At 42.3% G+C, this 21,258-nt stretch carries 19 protein-coding genes and 1 tRNA gene; 9 read left to right on the forward strand and 11 right to left on the reverse strand.

All coding sequences use genetic code 11. The features are described 5' to 3' along the window. Positions 1–257: 257 nt before the first annotated feature. Positions 258–722 (reverse strand): GyrI-like domain-containing protein, encoded by a 465-nt coding sequence (locus tag CUJ83_RS12325; RefSeq protein WP_230742626.1) that lies wholly within the window; start codon positions 720–722, stop codon positions 258–260. A gap of 1,391 nt (positions 723–2,113) precedes the next feature. On the opposite strand from CUJ83_RS12325, the gene CUJ83_RS12330 reads away from it, so the two are divergent. Further along, the gene (locus tag CUJ83_RS12330; protein WP_230742627.1) at positions 2,114–2,296 is read left to right on the forward strand and encodes a hypothetical protein; all 183 of its coding nucleotides are present in this window, start codon (positions 2,114–2,116) and stop codon (positions 2,294–2,296) included. A gap of 133 nt (positions 2,297–2,429) precedes the next feature. On the opposite strand, the gene CUJ83_RS15765 is transcribed toward CUJ83_RS12330, so the two are convergent. Together CUJ83_RS15765 and CUJ83_RS12335 are read right to left on the reverse strand one after the other, a co-directional pair. Beyond that, positions 2,430–2,600 (reverse strand): CxxC-x17-CxxC domain-containing protein, encoded by a 171-nt coding sequence (locus tag CUJ83_RS15765; protein ID WP_369424300.1) that lies wholly within the window; start codon positions 2,598–2,600, stop codon positions 2,430–2,432. A 172-nt stretch (positions 2,601–2,772) separates the two neighbouring features. Next, a complete protein-coding gene (locus tag CUJ83_RS12335; protein WP_230742628.1) occupies positions 2,773–2,910 on the reverse strand; it encodes a hypothetical protein in 138 nt (45 codons plus the stop codon). 394 nt (positions 2,911–3,304) lie between these two features. Here CUJ83_RS12335 and CUJ83_RS12340 point away from each other — a divergent pair, with 394 nt between their 5' ends. Then, positions 3,305–3,733: a DUF3795 domain-containing protein gene (locus CUJ83_RS12340; protein WP_230742629.1), complete on the forward strand. Its 429-nt coding sequence runs from the start codon at positions 3,305–3,307 to the stop codon at positions 3,731–3,733. A 710-nt stretch (positions 3,734–4,443) separates the two neighbouring features. Further along, entirely contained in the window at positions 4,444–5,739 is a 1,296-nt protein-coding gene (locus tag CUJ83_RS12345; RefSeq protein WP_230742630.1) for an alpha/beta hydrolase, read from the forward strand. 257 nt (positions 5,740–5,996) lie between these two features. Here the strand turns inward: CUJ83_RS12345 and CUJ83_RS12350 are convergent, their stop codons facing one another. Continuing rightward, positions 5,997–7,349 carry a hypothetical protein gene (locus CUJ83_RS12350; RefSeq protein WP_230742631.1) on the reverse strand — a complete coding sequence of 451 codons (1,353 nt, stop codon included), beginning with the start codon at positions 7,347–7,349 and terminating at the stop codon, positions 5,997–5,999. A 442-nt stretch (positions 7,350–7,791) separates the two neighbouring features. Between CUJ83_RS12350 and CUJ83_RS12355 the strand changes: the two genes are divergently transcribed. Further along, positions 7,792–8,469: a peroxiredoxin gene (locus tag CUJ83_RS12355; protein WP_230742632.1), complete on the forward strand. Its 678-nt coding sequence runs from the start codon at positions 7,792–7,794 to the stop codon at positions 8,467–8,469. Between the two features lie 329 nt (positions 8,470–8,798). On the opposite strand, the gene CUJ83_RS12360 is transcribed toward CUJ83_RS12355, so the two are convergent. The 3 genes from CUJ83_RS12360 to CUJ83_RS12370 all read right to left on the reverse strand — a co-directional run bounded on the left by CUJ83_RS12360 (position 8,799) and on the right by CUJ83_RS12370 (position 11,129). Beyond that, complete coding sequence (locus CUJ83_RS12360) at positions 8,799–9,908, reverse strand: acyltransferase family protein (RefSeq protein ID WP_230742633.1); 1,110 nt, start codon at positions 9,906–9,908, stop codon at positions 8,799–8,801. A 199-nt stretch (positions 9,909–10,107) separates the two neighbouring features. Beyond that, the gene (locus CUJ83_RS12365) at positions 10,108–10,392 is read right to left on the reverse strand and encodes a hypothetical protein (protein WP_230742634.1); all 285 of its coding nucleotides are present in this window, start codon (positions 10,390–10,392) and stop codon (positions 10,108–10,110) included. Between the two features lie 215 nt (positions 10,393–10,607). Then, positions 10,608–11,129, reverse strand: coding sequence for a hypothetical protein (locus tag CUJ83_RS12370; RefSeq protein ID WP_230742635.1), 522 nt, complete (start codon positions 11,127–11,129; stop codon positions 10,608–10,610). Positions 11,130–11,756: 627 nt separating this feature from the next. Between CUJ83_RS12370 and CUJ83_RS12375 the strand changes: the two genes are divergently transcribed. Genes CUJ83_RS12375 through CUJ83_RS12385 form a run of 3 tightly spaced genes read left to right on the forward strand, consistent with a single transcriptional unit; the run spans position 11,757 to position 14,765 of the window. Then, positions 11,757–12,485: a cobalamin B12-binding domain-containing protein gene (locus CUJ83_RS12375; protein ID WP_230742636.1), complete on the forward strand. Its 729-nt coding sequence runs from the start codon at positions 11,757–11,759 to the stop codon at positions 12,483–12,485. Then, positions 12,482–13,507: a uroporphyrinogen decarboxylase family protein gene (locus tag CUJ83_RS12380; RefSeq protein ID WP_369424343.1), complete on the forward strand. Its 1,026-nt coding sequence runs from the start codon at positions 12,482–12,484 to the stop codon at positions 13,505–13,507. The genes CUJ83_RS12375 and CUJ83_RS12380 overlap by 4 nt, the downstream gene beginning before the upstream one ends. Continuing rightward, positions 13,500–14,765, forward strand: a complete 1,266-nt coding sequence (locus CUJ83_RS12385; RefSeq protein ID WP_230742638.1) for a sensor histidine kinase — start codon at positions 13,500–13,502, stop codon at positions 14,763–14,765. The genes CUJ83_RS12380 and CUJ83_RS12385 overlap by 8 nt, the downstream gene beginning before the upstream one ends. A gap of 571 nt (positions 14,766–15,336) precedes the next feature. Here the strand turns inward: CUJ83_RS12385 and CUJ83_RS12390 are convergent. From CUJ83_RS12390 to CUJ83_RS12400, 3 genes are all read right to left on the reverse strand, one after another. Next, positions 15,337–15,410 (reverse strand) — tRNA-Thr (locus tag CUJ83_RS12390). A gap of 44 nt (positions 15,411–15,454) precedes the next feature. Next, positions 15,455–16,459, reverse strand: coding sequence for a class I SAM-dependent methyltransferase (locus CUJ83_RS12395; RefSeq protein WP_230742639.1), 1,005 nt, complete (start codon positions 16,457–16,459; stop codon positions 15,455–15,457). A gap of 44 nt (positions 16,460–16,503) precedes the next feature. Beyond that, a complete protein-coding gene (locus tag CUJ83_RS12400; protein WP_230742640.1) occupies positions 16,504–17,349 on the reverse strand; it encodes a hypothetical protein in 846 nt (281 codons plus the stop codon). Positions 17,350–17,538: 189 nt separating this feature from the next. Here CUJ83_RS12400 and CUJ83_RS12405 point away from each other — a divergent pair, with 189 nt between their 5' ends. After that, positions 17,539–18,408: a helix-turn-helix transcriptional regulator gene (locus tag CUJ83_RS12405; RefSeq protein ID WP_230742641.1), complete on the forward strand. Its 870-nt coding sequence runs from the start codon at positions 17,539–17,541 to the stop codon at positions 18,406–18,408. A gap of 1,188 nt (positions 18,409–19,596) precedes the next feature. Then, complete coding sequence (gene dph5, locus CUJ83_RS12410; protein ID WP_230742759.1) at positions 19,597–20,355, forward strand: diphthine synthase; 759 nt, start codon at positions 19,597–19,599, stop codon at positions 20,353–20,355. A gap of 27 nt (positions 20,356–20,382) precedes the next feature. On the opposite strand, the gene CUJ83_RS12415 is transcribed toward dph5, so the two are convergent. After that, a complete protein-coding gene (locus CUJ83_RS12415) occupies positions 20,383–21,126 on the reverse strand; it encodes a hypothetical protein (RefSeq protein WP_230742642.1) in 744 nt (247 codons plus the stop codon). Positions 21,127–21,258: the final 132 nt, after the last annotated feature.

The following is a 21,258-nucleotide window of genomic DNA, read 5'->3' on the forward strand; positions in this document are numbered from 1 at the left end:
ATCGAGTGCATGATGCCCGGATTCGCCACCAAGGGAACCCAGGAACTGGAGATCGACGGCAAAAAGTACGCGTTCAACGTACTCACCGGCGACCGCGCAGAAGGCGGCAAAGGCACACTATACGTGATTGCATAAAACTATCGAAATTAAAAAAATTGAACATCTCTATATGGGATGTTCAACCCTTTTATTTTAAAGAATTTAGAACAATACATCCTATCTGTAGATTTACTAAATTCAGGATAATTAAAAAGTATCTACTTTTTCAGCGGAAGCAGTATAAGTGTTTTCAGATCTTCCAGGCTAACTTCCATAGGACTGTTGTAGTACATCTCGTAGCTGATACCGGTAGGCACTTGCCCTTTTTCGTTCACCAGTCTCATGAGAGCTTCATAGGCTGGCCGCATCTCACTGTACGGGCCTGTGTACATACATGTTGCGACCTTGCCTCCCGGGATCTCTCCAGGCTGGATGTCACCCCTTCCAGGCAGCTTCTTCGATACGGGGAAGCCGATCTCAACGTCCAGGTCAGACATTTCCAGATTAAAATATGCTACATATAATACACTTTCTGGCTGTTCACCGATCTCGCCCAGGTATTGGATTATAGCATGGGCGCTCTGGCCTATGACTTCTGGAAGTTTCTCCAGCGACGCCCGGGTGCGGATAGACATGGTCGGCTGTGCAGGCTGCTCTTTTATCTCACAATTGTATGATGACATGATAATGAACACTCTTTTATATGCATTAACGAATATTGATTTCTTAAAGGCATATATTATATGAGCAGTGAGGATTTTAAATCTTTGTAAAGTGCTTTATGAAAATATTTTTCTAACAGAGAGTAGAAGTCATTCTTTTATATGATCTATTAATTTTCTAATAATAATGTTAAAATATTCAAGCCGCCGGGGTATTTGAACCATCTGTCTGCTGTTATGGATCAGCCGCTTTGCCGGGCTAAGCCACGGCGACATACAGCGGATATTACTTCGCGTTTGTTGCCAGTATTTTTCGTGTGTATCCCAATTTTTGTATATTGGGGAAAATAAGAATATAACGGACCGGCTCTTAAAATATCGCGGCTAAAACCTATAATAAGTGATCGGAGCTTGTAAATAAGTGAGATGTAAATAGGTGTTAATTTTTGAAACTGTAAAAAAGTTATTAAACCGTTAATTTATGACGCCGATGATACCTATTTATCGGAACTTATATGTTATTAGTTAATAGCTTAAAAATATGCCGGTAGCATGCTTATTTTCCTGAAACAACAAGTTTATATGGCTTAAGCGCCCATATGTTAATTGCTAACATACTGTGATAGCAGTCGAATGCGGTAAAGCAGAAGAACATGCTAAAAACAGTGAAATGTAGAGGTGTTCGGTAAAGCATTACACGAAGATCGCAGTAAAGCTATAGAACACAGAACAACCGGTTGGATTCTGGCATCGCTGAAGAACGCTAAATGCAACAACAAAGAAGGTGTTAACCCTATATACACACCATTTAGTTTGTTGGATGCAGAATAGCATCTGCATGTGGTAATGGAAATAGAATACGGGCCTGCGGTGAGCCTTATATCGCCGCACTTTCTATCTAATGGCTTTTTTATTTTGTGTTTTCTATCGCCAAAGCCGGATGCTATGACTATTGTCGACGAGATAGGTTATAGAAAACCGATGGATATAAAAATATAGCTTTATCATAAGTAGCCGATAACATCACGCCTGCGGTCAGGAAGCATATTCAGGTCTAAATGCCTGCAATCGTCATCAGGAACGGAAACGATGCCCGGACTTTGCTTTTTCGGTCTTGAAATTTAACGAATGCAAGCGTTACCAGCCCGATCATCCCCATGTGGGCTTGGTATTATAGAAGGTCAGGTTCCGGGAGACCATGCTAAGGGTACCGGGCCTGCATTCATTTTCTCATGACACTAACAGATCTTTGTGGGAAACAAGAGTTGTCAAATAATTGTAGGATCCCGTTTAAGTCTCTGCCAGAGTATATACCCGCATACGCCAATATTTATAAGAATAAAATGGAGCCTAACGTTTTGACATACATTTCAATTGTGCCTTATAATCGTGAATTATTGATAATTAAAGACATGGACGTATTCACAACCTTTTTTTGCTATGCGAAAAGACAAAAGAAAGGGCCGGTGCAACCCGATAAATTGATACCGGCAACCGTTGAAAAACCCGGCAATGACGCATCACTCTTCGAACATGACGAGGTTGTCGAAGACGATGATATACTGCCGATCACAAACATAGGCTTCCGTTATTAATGACATACAGGTAATATAGAAGCCAGATCATTATCCGGGGTAAAAAATAGGTATACGAAGAATATTCTTTTCTTCGTATCACATCAGAACAGATAACATATACGCTATTTTATAGGTAAATATATTATAGGTGCTAATACCTGGGTTTCCTCGCTACCCTATGCTTCGGGAAGCAATCGTTACAATATACAGGCTTGCTGCCGTTAGGTCTGAAAGGTACCTGACATTCATTACCGCAATCTGAACAAGTCGCTTTATGCATTTCTCTCGGGCCGATGCTACGGCCTAAAAAATTTCCGCTCATTTAACACACTCATGCAGAGGATTTCTCTGCAATATTATAATGTGAATATAATATATATACCCGGTATATGTAAGATCGGCTATAAATAGCTAATAAAAAGTCTAATAGACGGTTATTAAAAGCTCTTATATACAGTCTTCTGATGCCGTGTTTTTATTGAGCCCGGCTTCAGTTACCTGCGCTTTTCGAACAATTGTTCACATTTCGGACACTTGTACTGGGCATACCTTGTCGAGCTACCGCCCTTACGCTGGCCCACATTCACATATGTTATAAAGATGCTTTCTACATCGCAATCTGGACACTTCAATTTATCACCTCGCTTGTTACAAAATACTCTACGATAATAAGTAACCTTGCATTGTGATTATTAAAAATTGCTACAAAAATAATATGATAGTGGTCTATTAAGCTGCATAATAGCTTGAGCTTAATTGATTTCTTGCAAATCGCGGTTATGTCCAATGTATCGAAATGATAATAGAGCTTCCACAAATAAACATTATATCTTATTTAAAATTAAAAAGAGCCGACGGCGTGATTCGAACCCTTTCCTGCTTATCATGAAAAGAGCAGCAGTGAAGCGTTTTCATAAAATTAGCGACGAAGGTCTTTTTATTCTTTCCCAACGTTACAGAGGGAGATATCAACTGTCACTTAATCTTATATATTTGAAGGTGAAGACTTGAATTAGTGGTTGGCCTATGGCTAAGAAACAGTACGATGACTATTCCGTTAAGTATGCGCTAGCCGCCCCCTGCGGTATGTATTGCGGCTTTTGCAGGGATTACCTGGCCCGTGAAAAAGGCCTGAAAAAAGGCTGCGAAGGATGCAGGATAAGAAATAAGAATTGCGCGTTCATTAAAAAGGATTGTCCGCCGCTACGGAATGGCACGATAAAGTTTTGCTACGAATGTGAATCATTCCCGTGCGATAATCTAAAAAGGCTCGATAGCAACTATACTAAAAAATGCGGATATAGCATGATAAAAAGCCTTGAGAGGATAAGGAGCGTCGGAGTGGATACGTGGCTCGGAGAGCAATGGGACGCAAGGACGTGCCCGGCCTGCGGCGGTCGTATATGCATACATGACGCTAAGTGCTTTGATTGCGGGGCACCGCTCAAAAAATGATCGCCGGCTGCATTTCACTGTAGGGGCCTGTATACATACCCGTTGCGACATTGCATCCATGGTCCTCCCCGGCTGAATGTCCCCTCTTCCCGGTAGCTTTTTCTCCACGGGAAAGCCTATATCAACGTCCGGGTCAGACCAATGTCCTTGTTATAATAAGCTACGTAAAATACACTTTCCGGCTGCTCATTGTTCTAACAATAGTACGATGACATGATCATTAACCCTCTTTTATATGAAATATCGATAATTGTCCTGCTTAATGGGTTTATATATTATCGATATACGGTTATGATTTTAATATGTGCTGACTGAAAAGGTTTTGATGTACCTTTACCAGTAATAAAAAATTTTATACGGAATTTTAAGAACAAGCATATATGGTCTTAAGGACATGTTTATTATTGATAGCTTCTTACGTAATTTTGAGATAAATATAGCGGGTATTTAAAAATCAGATAAATCAACAAAAGCGGACTTGAGACTGTAGCTGGTATATTGGTCATGGTTATAGTATCGTCTATAAGATTATATTCAATGTATTCTGGAAACGGAAAATTAACGGGATTACACGCAGGATTCAGTGCAACTGATATCACCCTTACTAACGTCATTTTCCCGGCACCAGTATTCGTGGTTTTAATTTCCGGGGTCACATAGGTGATCTTTGAAATAAAGAAGTAAACGTAACAATAATGGAGTATGATTACATGAACTCATTAACTATCGAGGATTTAAAACAACATGCAATTGAATTTGTTACGGCGCTGGTAAAGAATGACTTTGCATCAGCCGTTTCCAGGTTCGATGACGTTCTAAAGAATGCGCTCCCACAAGATAAACTGAAGGATTACTGGAATACTCTGAACAGCCAGGCAGGCTCCATTCAACAAATAACCGGTATTAGCACTGCTGAGATGCAAGGGTACCGGATCGTCTTTGTTACCTGCAAATTCGGGTGGGCTAATATGGACGTACAGGTCGTATTTAATGATTCGGGGCTGATCAGCGGCATTAATTTCTTGCCGGCAAATGATATTTCTTCAACTACTTCCACTTATAAACCGCCTGAATATGCGGACCAGTCGGCTTTCCGCGAGTATGAAATAAATGTTGATACCGGTGAATGGACACTGCCCGGCACTATAACTATGCCTGTGGGTGACGGACCGTTTCCCGGAGTTGTGCTTGTGCATGGCTCAGGCCCAAATGACAGGGATGAGACTCTCGGCCCCAATAAGCCTTTCAAGGACCTGGCATGGGGACTGGCATCTCAAGGAGTCGCCGTACTAAGATATGAAAAGCGTACAAAGGCTCACCCGGAAAAGTTCAAGGCAGTATACGGGCAAAATTGTACGGTGAAGGAAGAGGTGATAGATGATGCGTTGTCCTCTATCAGAATATTGCGCGAGTACCCGAATGTAGACCCTGACCGTGTTTTCCTTCTGGGTCATAGCATTGGCGGCTCGATAGTCCCGCGCATAGGAAAACACGATACCGGTCTTGCCGGATTGATCATCATGGCCGGGAGTACCATTCCTATGGAGGATTCTGCACTAGCACAGGTCACATACATCTATAGCCTGTCCGGCCAGTTAACGGAACAACAAAAAGCAGACATAGAACTTTTGAAGAAGCAGGTGGAAAAAGCAAAGGACCCCGGTTTGTCCGCAGATACGCCATCGAGCGAACTGCCGCTTGGTATCCCTGCTATGTACTTAATGGATCTACACCGCTATCATCCGGCTGAAGTCGCGAAGGGGCTATCACTTCGAATGCTGATACTTCAGGGCGGACGCGATTACCAGGTTACGCCTGAAGTAGATTTCGAAGGCTGGAAAGCCGCCTTAGCAGGCAAAGAAAATGTTACATTGAAGCTCTATCCTGAGCTGAACCATCTGTTCTTTGCCGGGGAGGGCAGATCGACCCCGCAGGAATACGATATAGAAGGCCATGTCGATGCAGAAGTGGTTCATGACATAGCCAGATGGATAATAAAGGGATAATTTCAAACACCGGGCCATGTCGTAACCTAAAAGGTTATTTCGATGGCTCTTTTTATTACAAATTCAAGTAAATAGATAAGCTGGCTAATTATTTTCTATGTTTTACTGGCTAAGATATGATGACTGTCACTCATTAATGACTACTACGGGCAGCCTTTTATTATTTTACAGCTTTTACTGCCATGATCTACGCTTTAATATGCCTGCAGCTTTGCTTTCACTATAAAAAATCGGCAACTGAGGAAATTTCGGTTCTATCAGGCATCCGAAATATACTTTTCCCGTATATAAACTTCTATCGTATCATGACCCGGCTTATTCGCCACGACTTCCTCCTGAACAATATCGACCTCGTCAAGACTGTATCCCGGTAATTCTCTGACTAATATATCGAAGAAGCATTCTACCAGGGTCCTGTATGCCTCGGTACCACAAACGATGGATGTTAATGTCAGTTCGTCATTGAATGTGTGCGACCCGAGGACAAAATGCGGCGGATATGTCATAGGTCCCGCAGGTATCATATCCTGTATCTTGATGCCTCCGAAATCGGCTATCATGGGTTCTACTACGCCGAAATTCGAGAACGATGGCGTAGCAAAGACGGAGGAAAGAAAAGGCTCAAGGATACGCGGTATAATATGTCCCGGAGCAAAAGCCAGCTCCATTAATAATAGCTGCCCCAGTTCCTCCTGTATCGACTTATTGCTCTCCATAACGGTATGTACTCTGGCCAGCGTCTCTTCGAACGATTCTGTCTTATTTCTGATGATCTCCGGGAAGTAACCGGCGGTAAGGCTGCATATTGCTTCGCTGCGGCCGCCGGGAATATATCTTCTAAGGTTAACCGGTACCATCAGCGGTATCGGTATGTTCTCCGGAGGATCTAAAACCTCAAATAATGCCCGGTAATAAGCCGTAAGCAGTATATCTCCCATCGTTACGCAGTGGTTCTTTGCATAGGCTTTAATGTGAGAAAGCCGGCCCCTTCCTATACGCCTGATAAAAAACGAAGGACGTATATTGCCATTGTCAGTATCGGGAAATTCCCAGGAGGATCTTGATATTGATATACCGGTACATGACGCCAGTATCTTTTTCAGCCCGACGTGCCTTAAAACCTGAAATGAGCTCCTGCTGCCTTTGAGATTGCTGGCAGGCCTGTATTCCGGCTCTTTTTCCAGGTTGCGGTATATACTGGATAAAAGCTGGATATATTCGATAGAAGCGCCGCCATCTGCGACGATATGGCTCATTTTAATATATAGTGTATCGAAGCCCGAGCGGAATAAGCCTACTTTGACCTGTGGTCCTTTGAACGGGTCTAAGGGCGCCAATAAATACTCGTATATACCCTTATTGTGATCTGAGTGATCGACAATATGGAACTCAAAAGCGCTCTCGAGATCCGTACAGCGCTGCCAGTAAAGGCGTAACGGCCTCTCAATGAGCCTGCAGCCGGTAACCGGCTCGGCGTCGAACGCCAGCCTTACCGCTTTTCCAAGCCGTTTCTCGTCCAGTATGCCGTTGAATCTGATGATAAAGCGGACCTGCCCGTCGCTGTATTTATTATCTATATATCCTACCAGATCGGGTGATGAGACAGGCATCTTTTCTGGTATGATATTTTCGCTTTTAATGATCCTCCAACCTCCGTAAAATCAATAGTCTCTATATGGTAGAGACGAAACAAACCCTTGCCCAATTTGCGTATGACCGATTTTTGTATTATCTTATAATAAACATATCTTTGAAATTTTAGATAAGTGATGGGATATGAAATATATCCTTCTGTTAATCATTCTTTAATGTTAGAAAAACGTAAAAGCCGCCGGCGTACATACCCGATTTTAGATTAAACATCCGGGGAAGACCATGGATGTTTGCAACAAAAATATTCCGATGAGTGTTACATTTCCAGATACTATTTAATTTTGAAAATAACGCATTATTTTGTCTTTCACTTATTTTAGGCTGTTATTTATTGCATCTTTGTTGATAACTCTGATAAGTCTTTTAAAAATGGTTTAGAAATGATGAATGGTGTGACCAGTGACAAAAAGGACCATGATCATAATAATATTCTTCATTATCGCCATAGCCTTACTGTCTATCAATATGTCTGTATCGACAGGCGATGCCACTTCGGAAATATGTATAACATGTAAGGGAACAGGGCTGCAAACTCCTGCGCTTAAGATCAACGACCGGATACCTGATCTTGAAGCCGACTCTTACTATAATAATACATTTACCAAGGTCAGATTCGATGACTACCGGGGTAAATGGATGGTTTTTATCTTCTACCCGGCAGACTTCACCTATGTCTGTCCTACGGAGCTAGATGAAATGGCCTCCCTTTATAAGAACTTCACGGATCTTGGCGCGGAAGTATTCAGCGTCAGCCGCGACACTGCGTACGTCCACAAGGCATGGCACGACAGCGACCCCAGGATCCAGAAGATCCAGTACCCTATGATCGCAGACACTACCGGAGATATCTGTCGGGCTTTCGGTACGTATAACGAAAGCAGCGGCCTTTCGCATCGTGCAAGCTTCATATTCGACCCGGACGGCAACCTGAAGTCGATGGAGATATATGACGATAGCTTCGGCAGGAACACAAAAGAATTGCTTCGCAGGCTGGAAGCCGCAAAGTTCGTCCGCGAGAACCCGGGCAACTTTTGTCCGGTAAGCTGGGAGCCTGGCGAGGAAACCATCAAGGTGTAGCCCGATTGTTCAAGAAATATCATTTCATATTTTCTGGCCGAATCTCGTTTAACGAAATTTTAAGTTCCATGAAGCCAACAAGCGATGAATTAATCGACCTGTAATTCGTACGCCAGAATTTAAATATCCAAGTAATTACTATACCTGTTGATAGTCCCGGCATTACACAACCTGCCGATGTTTCGGGTTTTTGCATAGTTAAAAATTAATTGAAATCGCAGCAATTAATATCTTACAAAGGGATTGCACGATATATAGTTAGTTAAGCAAAAATTATGCGAAGCTAACCAAAAGTAAGTTCTGGATATGTACGCTAAAAAAATAAAAAATCAGTTCTGGAACTTTCCAGAATTGAATTTCTGCTTCAAACTTAGTTTTTTTATGTCGATATTTTTTATGTTTAAAGCTCTGTTTTCGATTAGGTGCCAGGACAGCCATGCCAACGGCACTGTTATAAGAAGTGTCGCGATGAGCAGTGTTAATGTATCGAGACTGAAGAAGTTTAATACTGTCTGCTGAACCGGATAATGGAAAATGTATAGTCCATAACTTATGTCGGCTTTAGTACCTATTCCGTTTATGTAAGGTATGCTCGTAAATGCGATACCCAGTACTATGTATGGTATGCAGATGAACGTTGTCAGGAGCAATAGTTCATAGTACCAGAAGGATAGCACCCATGCAATTGAAGCCAAGAGTACCAGGCGCATGTCATACTTTATTTTATCATGGTTGAGGTAATATATCGACCCGACCATGAAATACAAGGGATAACTTACCATCTGTGAATATTGCTTAAGCTGGTTTATTATATCGTGAGACATGACCGGCAAAATAATATGTGCTGTATGAACGTTAATATACAAATAGGCTCCAAGTATCGATAAAGTTAAGAGCGTCACCAAGTATTTTTTATTTAATATGCCAAGAACTCCCAGGACCAATACGATCAGATACATAGTAGACTCTATAGGCAATGACCATAATGCGGCATTTACCATGTTACTCGGGTTATGTATAAAAACGCCCGGAAGGTGGTATGATGGGAAGAACACCGTTATAATGCTTAAGTAACCCCATGTTGTCCGGCTGGTAAAATAGTCCCACAGGTTTTGATGAGTGGTTAAAGGACCAATTATGAAAATCGTCAATAGTGCCACCCCGGCGAGCGCCGGGACAAGCCTCAAGAATCTTGCCCATAGGAACCTTATGATATTGCGCCTTTTATCCCAGCTCATAGTTATCAGGTAACCGCTTATTATGAAAAACATTAACACGCCCATGCCACCTGTAGTTATTACGCCATTCGTCAGTCGAAACAAAGGATCCAACTTGTATGCGCCCATGACTCCATAAGTTGTGAAGAAGATTACCAGCATTGCGCCAGCGAGCCTCAGTAAATCAAAATTGTTACGATTTCTATTGATCATATCAGTCATGCTCAATCACTCAATCTATCATATTTTATGTATTTAAAAATAATTTGAAATAGCTATAGTAATAATTTACTAAAGGAATGTACGATTTATCGGTGATTAGACATAAAAATGCAAAGCTTACTAATTGTTTATATCCCATAATAAAAGAAAAAAGCAGTATTTTAAGGTTAAACCCTAAATATGAATTGCCGATTTATTTTTATCCTGCTTCTTCAGATCCTTTTAGGGGGATAATCTTGACATCACTACAGTAGTCGCTCTTTGGAAAAAGCCTGTACATAAAGCTATTCTTATTATTATCATCATCCTTATGATTTTCGCTATCTCCTGAAACGGATGCTTGTACTGTCTCATAAAATGAAGAAGTGGTTTGGCCACATGAATAGTAAGTGAGCAACGTGCTCGTTGCTCTCTTCGGGATATTTACACCGTTCTGCTCATACTTGACTTTGCCATAGTACATCGGCTTCGTTGAGTCGGGCATACAATTATCCAGTAAGCTGGGAGTCGGGCGAGGAAATTATCAGTCCAGAAGCCGGATGGTCCGAGAAAGATTGATTCACATTTTCCGGATGCTACTCGTTTAATGTAATTTTTTGTGCAGGGTATCTATTATCCACTTTTATATCATTTATATTCATTTAATGTATAGGTTTGGCTAGCTAACTAAATCTAAAGAAAAATATAAAGTCTTCGAAGTTATGGTTTCAGTATTACGTAGCCTGATTCTATTGGAACTAGCGAAGTAGTAACTGCAACGAGTGGAATACTATTGACTTTGTTTAATATGTCCGCCCGGGATGTTATGGCGAAACGTAGTCCGGGCGTTGTTTCATCCGGATTTTCCTGGAATCCCATTAAAAGTGCAGTTCCTATATCGTTACTGTCAGTAGAAGCGATTATAATCCCGCCGACGATCACTACATTGCCTTCAACCCTCATGGCCGTTATTAATCCTCTATCGACGAATTTTCTACCTGAGGCGGTGTTGGTTACGGTATATTTGAATCTTCCTATCGCATTGCCCGATTCATCTATCTGTAATGCCCTTACCTCAAAAGTAGTTTCTTCGTAAGCACCTGTTGCGATCGTTGCGTCAATTTTAAGTCTATTTAAGTCCGCAGGGTTGACCGCTTTTTTTGCCATTGCCGGAGTTGAGGCTACGAGCGCTATTGCCAATACCAGGATTAAACCGATAGTTAATTTCTTTATATGGGTCACCTTTATTGTCCGGTATATTCACTCCTAAAGAGTCATATTACATACAATAGCATAGTTAGGGGTCATATAATTATATAATAATATTACTATTATTATCACATAAAGGATAATTAAGTAAATTTAAAAGCGATACAAGCCAAATTCATTATTATAAAATTACATATGTGATTAAAATGTATTGTTTCCGGCTGACTAACGATACAAACCAGAGGTTAAAGATTTGGCAGGATCTTAACTGTTAAAGGGGTCGCGGGAAGCCAGAGTTGATATTATTTATCAATATATTTTTGTGCGGGGGATTCAAATGGTAAAATTGTTCTATGCGTAATAAGTCCTTATCCTGTCCAGTAGTGTAATAATTTAATTGATGTTTCCATCAAAGTCACATTATACAAAACTAAGATAGTTATCTGCAAGCTTTTTAAAATCGTATTACAGCTTAACCAGATATACCAAATATTTACTAAGAATTATACGACATTATAATATCATATTTATAGCTTTATGACGTATTAATTTAATAAACAAAATAATCATAAATAAATTTAAAATATTTTTTATACGATGGTCTGATGAACGAGAAGCAGAAAAAAGCCGGTAATAAAAATGAAAATACGGTGGATATGAATGGTACGTGTCAGTGCTCAGGATCAGGATGAACCTGATGATCTGAAAAGCCGGGATTATGAAATTATCGATAAATTATTCGAATTAGCTAAAAATGGGAACCGCGCTGGAGCGGGAGTTATGATCAAGGCATGGAATGAAGCGCACAGGGGGGAGAACTTGATCGTATCGATATTGGAGCCGTTCCTTAATCTTGTCGGGGAGAAGTGGCAGCAAGGCGATATGAGCCTTGCACAGGCATATGTCGCTAATAAGATCGTGGAAGATGCGATCTTAGAATATAAAGTATCTGCCGACAAGGAGGTTAGATCGCACATCAAGCTTAAAGGGCCGATAGTGATCGGCAACATCGAGGGCGATTTTCATGGGCTCGGCCGCAAGATGGTCGGATTATTCCTGGAGGGAGATGGCTGGGAGGTGATTGACCTGGGTGTTGATGTGCCGGCGGAGGAATTCGTTGAGACCGCATGCCGGGTCGGGGCCCGGGCGATAGGGGTGTCGGCAATGATGTATGGTACGGCCGAGAATATAATAAAAATACGGCGTATCCTGGATGAGCGGGGACTGTCGGGCAAGATCAAATTGGCGGTCGGAGGTGCGGTGTTCAGGCTGCAGCCGGAACTTGCATGGAGGGTCGGTGCCGACGGGACGTGTGAGAGCGCTATAGAAGCCCCGGCATTATTCGAACGTCTCTGGAAGGAGTCAAAAGAGACGGAGGGGGTATCATAAACTCAAGAGAAAGGGTAATGGCTGTATTGAATGGCGAGAAGACTGATCGGCGTGCATTTGTCCCGATCCTGAACCTGTACGGAGCGCGATTGATCGGCGCAACAATGGAAAGGTATTACCGGGACCCTGCATTGTACGCATCGGGACAGGCAGCGATCTTAGAGTCCTTTAGACCGGATATTCTATTATCTCCATTGTTTTATGCAGGCGAGGGAGAAGCCTTTGGGGCCAATCTCAAATTTTTCCCTGACCAGCCTCCGAATATCCGGAAATATCCCGTATCATCGGCTGATGAATTCCTGGAACTAGAATTTCCAGACATTGATTCCCAACCAACATTACAATATATTCGGGAATCGCTTCGGCTTACTGTGGAAAGGTGCAACAGTGACATCCCTGTTGCCAGTATTCTGCTAAATCCGATCGATCTTCCTTCTATGGTCCTGGGCATGGATGCATGGCTCGACGCGCTCCTGTTCAAAAGTGATCTTCATGCAAGCGTTTTTAACCGTACGATCGACCACTTCGTAGCATATGGAAATGCCCTGCTTGCTGACGGCGCCTCCCTCCTCGTCTCATCGGGCGGTTTCCTGAGCAGCACCGTCGTAACACGCGACCTTGTCGAGAAAGTCGTCATGCCCGTACTAAAGAAAGCGTTCGCGCAAATTGACGGGCCTATCGTCATACACAATGGCGGCTCTTCTATCCTCCCATTCATGGACCTATATAAGGATCTTCCTAATGTGGTCGCGCTTTATGCCAACGCTGGAGACGACCTGGCGAAAGCACGGCGAATGATAGGTGACGATATCGGACTGGTGGGAGGAATGGACGGCCCAAGCCTGGATAGGTTCACGCCGGATGAGATATACAGGCGCTATGCCGCCATCTTAGGTGATCGCAGGGAAGACCCCGGCTTTATGCTCGGTACCACTGGACCGGACATTCCATTTGATACTCCGCCTGAGAATATCCTTGCAATGATACGGGCGATCGATGGAGTGAAATCAGGAAATGTATGAACATAAAGGCAGTGCAGATCCTGCATATTCACTGCTGCTTGTGAATGTACTGGAACAAATGCTACAACAGGGAGGACATCCGGACCAGGTAGCACATGCCCTGAACGTGCAGATCCGGGAGATAACCGGCGCACGTTTGGTTATCCTTCTACAGGCCGAAGAGAGATGCGAGCAGCCCCGGTTCATAATTCATCCGGAAAGCAGGAGAGGGATCGCAGAAAGTATTGAGGCCAGGGAACTATACAAGGTCACGATGCAAACCGATTCTATTATGTTATGGGATAAGAGTTCTCAGGATCCTGTAGGCAACAGGCTGCTTTCTGCCTGGCAAATGAACAATTGCCTGAGCGTGCCTCTTTTTGTAGGCGCTGTGCGTGTCGGAACTCTTGTCATTATGGACTTCAGCTTCACGGGGAACATCGACTCATTGATCAGCACCATGGATCGAATGTCCGGAGTCATAGGGCTCATCATACGGAACGCAGACTTATACCGGGAGGTTGAACGGCTTGTGGAGGCGAGGACACAAGAAATAAACGAGCGTAAGAAAATCGAGGAAGAGTTGAAAGATGCAAAGCAACAGGCCGAACTCTACCTGGACCTGATGAGCCATGATATTCGCAACATGAACCAGGTTGGCATAGGGTTCCTGGAGCTGGCGTTAGATTCGCCGGATATAATCCAGGCGGATAAGGAGTTGCTGTCGAAGTCGATGGGTTCGCTGGAGGCCAGTACTCATCTCATCGATAACGTTAAGAAGCTGCAGAAGGTCCGGTCGGGTGAGCTGAGGAACTATAAGATCAACGCCTGCCTGGTTATTAAGCGTATTCTCGCACGCTATTCGATGATACCGGATATAAATGTCCGCTTTGAATGCAGGATACCCCCCTCGTGTCACGTGATGGCTAACGATCTCATTGGTGAAGTTTTCGAGAACATCTTGTGGAACGCGATCAAGTACTGCGGGCCTCAGCCGGTCATTCGCATCGAGTTCGAGGAAGTCTCGGTCCGCAGCAAGAGCTATGACATGATAAGCATAGAGGATAACGGCCCCGGTATACCTGATAACGTAAAAGACAGGATATTTCGCAGGCTTCAGCGAGGAGATACGCGAGTCAGAGGCGGTGGCATGGGGCTGTACCTGGTCAAATCGCTCGTGGAGAGCTACGATGGCAGAGTGTGGGTCGAGGACCGGGTACCGGGCGACTACACGAAGGGTTCCAGATTTATAATTATGCTGCCTTTAGCAGAACAGTAATAGTTGTCTTCCGGATCGCTACCTAAAGCCTGTGTCCATATTTATCGACTTTATCAGTAAGAAGCATTATTGGATGTTTATGATCGATCAGTTGTAGTTCTTTAGAATAGTTATCAAAATATCTATTTAAATGAAATAAATACTCATTTTATCTGTTTTTTCAGCCTGCTGCTAAATGAGAGAACGCCAGGAATAATAATATATTTTTTTGCCGGTAGAGAAACTTTCAAGTATATGTCGATTCTGAAATATTATTGCTATAATAAGAAAGACTCCTGACCTTGTTTATGTTGTTTTAAGAGGCTGAAATGATTCTATCAGGCCTCAGCCGCTTATATAATAATGCTCACCGTTATTTTCTGCATTAAAATGTCACCTCCTGAAAGTATCGACATAATGACTGAGCTTTTTATTGAAGAAAAATCCTTTTACGGTAAAAAGCTCGTGATATACTAAAAATCGCTGAGTCAGCATGTGATTCCAAATGCCAATAAATTTGGATTAATCTGTCAGTATATGAAAATAAAGCCTATCGACTAATACTTGATAAATTTTGTTTTAAAAACAAAAAAGCCGCCGGCGTGATTTGAACACGCGATCTGCTGATTACGAATCAGCCGCTTTGCCGGGCTAAGCCACGGCGGCATTTATGAACTGCTCATCAACTATGAGCGAATCTTTTAATATCCTTATCTTGTATTTAATTCTTTTCCCACGATGCGTATATCAAGCACTATGTTATATTCATGAGGCGAATATGACCTGACTATGCGTTTATCTGCGATCTGTATCAGACATCCGTTCTCAGAGGCCTTTTCCCTTATCATTTTTATAATATTATCGAATATATCTTTTTCGTTCCTTATATCATAATAATGTATGATGCCGCCTGTCCTGACTAACCGGAAGGCGACATCCAGGAATTCATGCGCCGAGTGCGGCAGGTTCATTATTGCCCTGTCGGCTTCTTGCGGTATCTGTACTTCTCTTATATCTGCATTTATCGCCTGTATGTTGGTCACTTTGTTGAGCTCTATGTTCTTTTTTAAGTATTCTACCGCAGCAGGGTTTTTATCCACTGCAATGACGTACATGGCCTTTTTTGCTATCGGTATGGCGAAAGGCCCTATGCCCGCGAACATGTCTATGACGAGCTCTATGTCGTTAACCTGGTCGACCACTCTTTTTCTTTCTGTGGATAATCTCGGGCTAAAATATACTTTGTTAATGTCCATCTCATACCTGAAACCGTGCTCTTTATAGGCGGTGGTGGTCCTGTTCTCGCCGCATAAGACTTTGAAATCCCGTGTCCTGAACTCTCCCGTGACCGGCGTTAAAGGCATCAGGACGGTCTTTACGCTTTTATGGACTTTCATAATAGCCTCGCCTACGCTTTTATCATAGTCTTCGTTGACGACGGCAATATCGCCGATGACCTCAAAAGAAGGCGTGAACCCTATAATGTCCTCTATCGTTTTTGCCCTTTCATTTTCTTCGAGTTCACATTCTATGATATTCAGTCCGGGTATGATCTTATTTAAAATATCATCTGTCAGATCCTTTAATACCGGGATATAGACAAACTCATCATCAGACCTTATTTTAAATCTCTGGTCGATGATCTCAGCTTCGACAAGGGATTGCCTTGTGGTTTCACCTTGAGATTTAGGGATTTTGACGCATTTAGACGACATCGGATATTCCATGTTAAAAAGAGATTTATGATTTATTAAATTATCTAAAAAGGCCTGCTTTTACTTATCTGATTTCCATAGACCAGCCTGTATATCTCCTTAAGGTCCGCATATGCATCGTTCATTTTATTCTGCGCCTGTTTTAATTTCTGCAGGCCAAGCCTGAAACGCAGCTCGGCATTTACTGGATTATTTATCTTATTGAACTCCTCTCTGGCCTCCAGGGTAAATCTTTCCGCCATCATGATGTTCTTGTTATAATCCTCAAATTTCTTTTCGATCGCCGAAGTATCTTTACCCTGCGCCTTAAGGTAATTTATCCCGCTGGAGATCCTCCCGGACACATTTTTAGCATCATTGATCTGCCCGTCCATCGTATCGCATGATATGATGCCCGATTCTTTTTTAATATCCACTTTTATCTGGTTCCATCTATTGTCCGCTTCTCTCGCTATGCTTTTTATCTCATTTACATTAGTCGAGGAATCTATGGCTTTTTTCTTTGACTCGAACCAGGTTATGTTAGAATCTATTTGAGTCAGGATGTTCTCTTTTTTATCAGACGGTAAAACAGAGTCTTCCGTTCTGTCCCTGTAGACGCCTATGGCTTCTATTATCCTCTCCAGGCTTCCAGAAGCGTATTGTTTCGCAAACCGTAGCTGGGCGCTATAGATCGTTTTGCCGTTAGTGGCATTCGTCTCGGCCGGATCGGATCCTTTTTTAACTTCGTTCAAAGCGTTAATGGAGTTTTTTAGCTTATCACTGAAAGTGTCCTTCTTTTCGCTGGCTGATGTGGCAGGTAATGAAGGACCCTGTGATAGTGCCGGCTCGGCCATGCATAAGAGCAACATTGCCAGCACTGTTATCGCTATGACATTTTTTAACTCCATGAATACCACTTTAATCTTATCTTATTGTTTATTTAGTAATTCTCTATACTATATAAGCATACTTTTTTTAATCTATTCCATATTAATTATTAAAGGCAATATTAAGGGCTATTTTGCTTTACAAAACTTTAATACATCTTGTTTCGCTTTAAAAAAGTATATATCTTTTTAGGCTTATTTACCAAGTATATGAGTTGCAAAAAGTTGAGGCTTACAGTAACATCGTTAGCAGTAGCCTTGCTTTTTGTAATATCCCTGTTCTGCGTTCCGTCTGCTCATGCGATGACCACGGTGCACGGCAATATCTACGAATGGTCGTCTTTTGATACTCTCACCAATGTTATAGTGGAAGTCAATTCAATGCCGCCTCAGACGATGGTCTCAAAGACCGGCAGCTATTCGTTTAACCTGCCAAGCGGCGATTATACCATTATCGCAAAGTGGGGCAGCCCGGGGTCTAATGCCCTTTACGCTCAGGAAAATATAACTATCACGGGCGACGGGGACTATATAATAGACCTGATACTATTCCCTGCCGGTAGCATAGATGATCTTGATATCCTGGATGATAATATAACTGCGATAGTGCCGGATGAGCCGGTGCAGAATGACCAGAACCTTGTATTAGTGGCCGCTATGGTATTTATCATATTCATTGTTTTAGGTTTCATCGGCTACGTATTATTCTTCAGAAAAAAACCCGCGCCTAAAAAGGAACAGATCAAAGAGATCAAACATGTAACGGACATTTTCGAAGAGCAGGTGAAGCGGGAAGATGAGGATGTTCAAATAGTATCCGAACCCCCAAAGATCCAGTTTTCGGTGGCGACACAGGCACAAAAAGAGCTTACGCTGCCGGAAGACCTCAGGGAGATAATCCAGATCCTTGAAAAGAACGGCGGAAGGATGACGCAGCTTGACCTAAGGAAAGCCCTGCCATATTCAGAGGCCAAGGTCAGCCTGATGATAACGGATCTTGAGAACCGGGGCCTGATCAAAAAGATCAAAAAAGGTCGCGGGAACGTTATACTGTTGACCGGTATGGACAAAAACAATTAATGAAAACGATAATGTAGAATGATTTTTTATGTCTATCTACGATCCAGAAGGAACAATTATATTAATTTTATATCTGCGATAAATGTTTTAGTGTATAGAAACTTTTATCGCAAGATCTTATTCTTTCCTCCTGTTTACGATAAACTTGATAGCGTCTTTTATTCTTAATCCCGTTATTTCTTTAAGGTAAATCTCAATTCCCCTGTGATCAAACTTAACGCTAGGGCAACAATGGGACACCAATTTTTTCACCACGAAGCGCTAAAAGGGCTCGAAGGTCCATAATTTTTTTAAGGATATGATAACCTTCTTAAAATGTCATTTATGTTCCTTGTTCGCTTTTGTGTGCTCCCATGAAAAACTTTTAGATGGTTTCTTTTAAAATGGACATATTACATCTGTTCTGTGATTGAGTTCTGGCGTTGTTCCTGTCGGATGGCAGGTAGGCACGTAACCTCACAGAAACACGGAAACACAAATTTTTTTATATGATTTTTTAAGGTCTCTAAATCACAAAAAATGCTCACCAAATCACAAAGGCTCTAGTATCACCGTCAACGCGCTAAAGTCTCAAATGCACGGCTTAATGCTCAAAGGGCTCTAAGTCACTAACGCTAAAACAAGACCCGAACATTCTCCAAGGGCACGAAAGTTTAATTCACTGTTGACGTTTACATGATTGATATACTCTTGTTGTTGGATCCGGGGAACACAAACCGGGATATTAAACTTTCGTGTTTTGGAGAATGTTCGGGTCTTGTTTTAGCGTTAGTGACTTAGAGCAGGTTGGTGCGTTGAGCCGAGCGTTAGAGGTGTTAGAGCGTTGACGGTGATACTGGAGCCCTTTGTGGTTTGGTGAGTAAATTCTTAGTGCTTTTTGATTTCTTAAAAAATCATATAAAAAAATTTTGTGTTTCCGTGTTTCTGTGAAATTACGTGCCTACCTGCCATCCGACAGGCACAACCATAAAAAACATCATCTCAAAGAACGGGTAGGTACGACACGTTCTTTCATTCTTAAAACCTGAGCAAGAACCCGCTCATCAAATATTTTGTGTTGAGAGTTAGTTTTCTTTGAGCCCTTTGTTTTTAACCAACTTGGTCATCTTGCGTCTTGTATAAAATAGTCTTTTCTATCGTTAAGATTTTATGTCATGATTTACGGATTATGTGTCAGGATTGTTCATCATGCTCACATTTATCGGTCTGGGCCTCTACGACGAGGAAGACGTATCACTTAAAGGATTAAAAGCCATTCAAGAAGCAGACGTCATATATGCCGAGTTCTATACGTCAAGGCTCATGGGCTCCAGCATAGAAAAAATGGAAGGCCTTTACGGAAAGCCTGTAAAAGTACTGGCACGAGAGGACGTAGAACAGCATCCGAAAGAAAACGTCCTTAAAGATGCCCTGGATAAAAAAGTAGTATTTTTAACAGGCGGCGATGCTATGGTCGCCACGACACACATTGACCTGCGGCTAAGGGCAAAAGAAATGGGGATAAGTACCTCAATTATACACGGGTCATCTATAGCGTCAGCCGTATGCGGATTGACTGGATTACAGAATTACAGGTTTGGAAAATCAGCTACAATAGCGTTCCCGTATAAGAACATAGTGTCGGAAGCTCCTTATGACACTATAAAAATGAATAAGCAGAACGGGCTTCATACCATCATATTCCTCGACATAGATCGTGAAAAAGGTTACATGACCGTAAATCAGGGTGTAGAACTGCTTCTTAAGGTGGAGGAAAAAAGGATGGAGAATGTGCTCACTGACTCGTTGTGTGTAGGGATCGCACGGGCCGGTTCGAGCGACCCGTGCGTGAAAGCCGACAGGATAGACAGGCTCAAGTCATACGACTTTGGAGGGCCGCTTCACATCATGGTGATCCCTGCCGAACTTCATTTTCTTGAGGAAGAAGCTCTAAATGAATTCGCATAAGATAAGACGAATATAAGTCGACTTATCTTAGAAATTCATCTTTTTGGACATCGAATCATAGAAATTATTCCATGCGTTAGGGAGCGCATTTTGGGTTAGTGTTTTAGCGCTTACGAAACCCTGGGATGCGCTGGAACTCGGCTGTTGTTGTTGCTGTTGTTGTTGCTGCTGCTGTTGCTGTTGTTGCTGCTGCTGCTGTTGCTGTTGTTGCTGCTGTTGCTGTAATTGCTGCTCTTGCTGTTGCTTTTCTAGTTCTTCAGCCTGTTTTAGCTCTTCTTCCGTAGGGATGATCTCAAGGGCTCTCTTCAGGAACGATTCTCCGCTGTATACCTTGACATCCAGGTACATGTTCTTTAATTTGACGACCTCTGTGGCTGTTCCCGTATGTCCTTCGTATACTGCGACGACTTTTATGATATCCCCGGTTCTAACATTAGGGACCTGGAACATGTATAGGTCTCCTGCCACGGTCTTACCGCGAAAAACATCATTGACATATATGCTGACTTCTGCGCCCATTACGGGGATCTTATCACAGTAAACGTTTCCGGATATGGATAGCGTGAAAGGGTCGCCTGAAGATTGTGGAGTGTTTTGTATATTGTTTTGCTGAGCATTCTGCTGTAACATTCCCGGCGGGAAAAGGCCCAGATCGATGCCGGTCGATATCGGACTTTTCTGGTATGTTGTCAGCGGGGCAGAATTTGCCGTAAGCGAAAAGACAGAGACTATTATTAAAGATGTAGCTATTATTGCCAGTAGCTTTTTCATTCTTTATACCCACCCAAATATATTTACCACTTGACTCTCGGAGTAATAAAATACTATATAAATCAATTTATTATTATTTAATATTTATAATTAACTAATAAATGCTTATTATAATTTCATTTAAAAAAACAT

The sequence above is a fragment of the Methanooceanicella nereidis genome (assembly GCF_021023085.1).
Lineage (GTDB): Archaea > Halobacteriota > Methanocellia > Methanocellales > Methanocellaceae > Methanooceanicella > Methanooceanicella nereidis.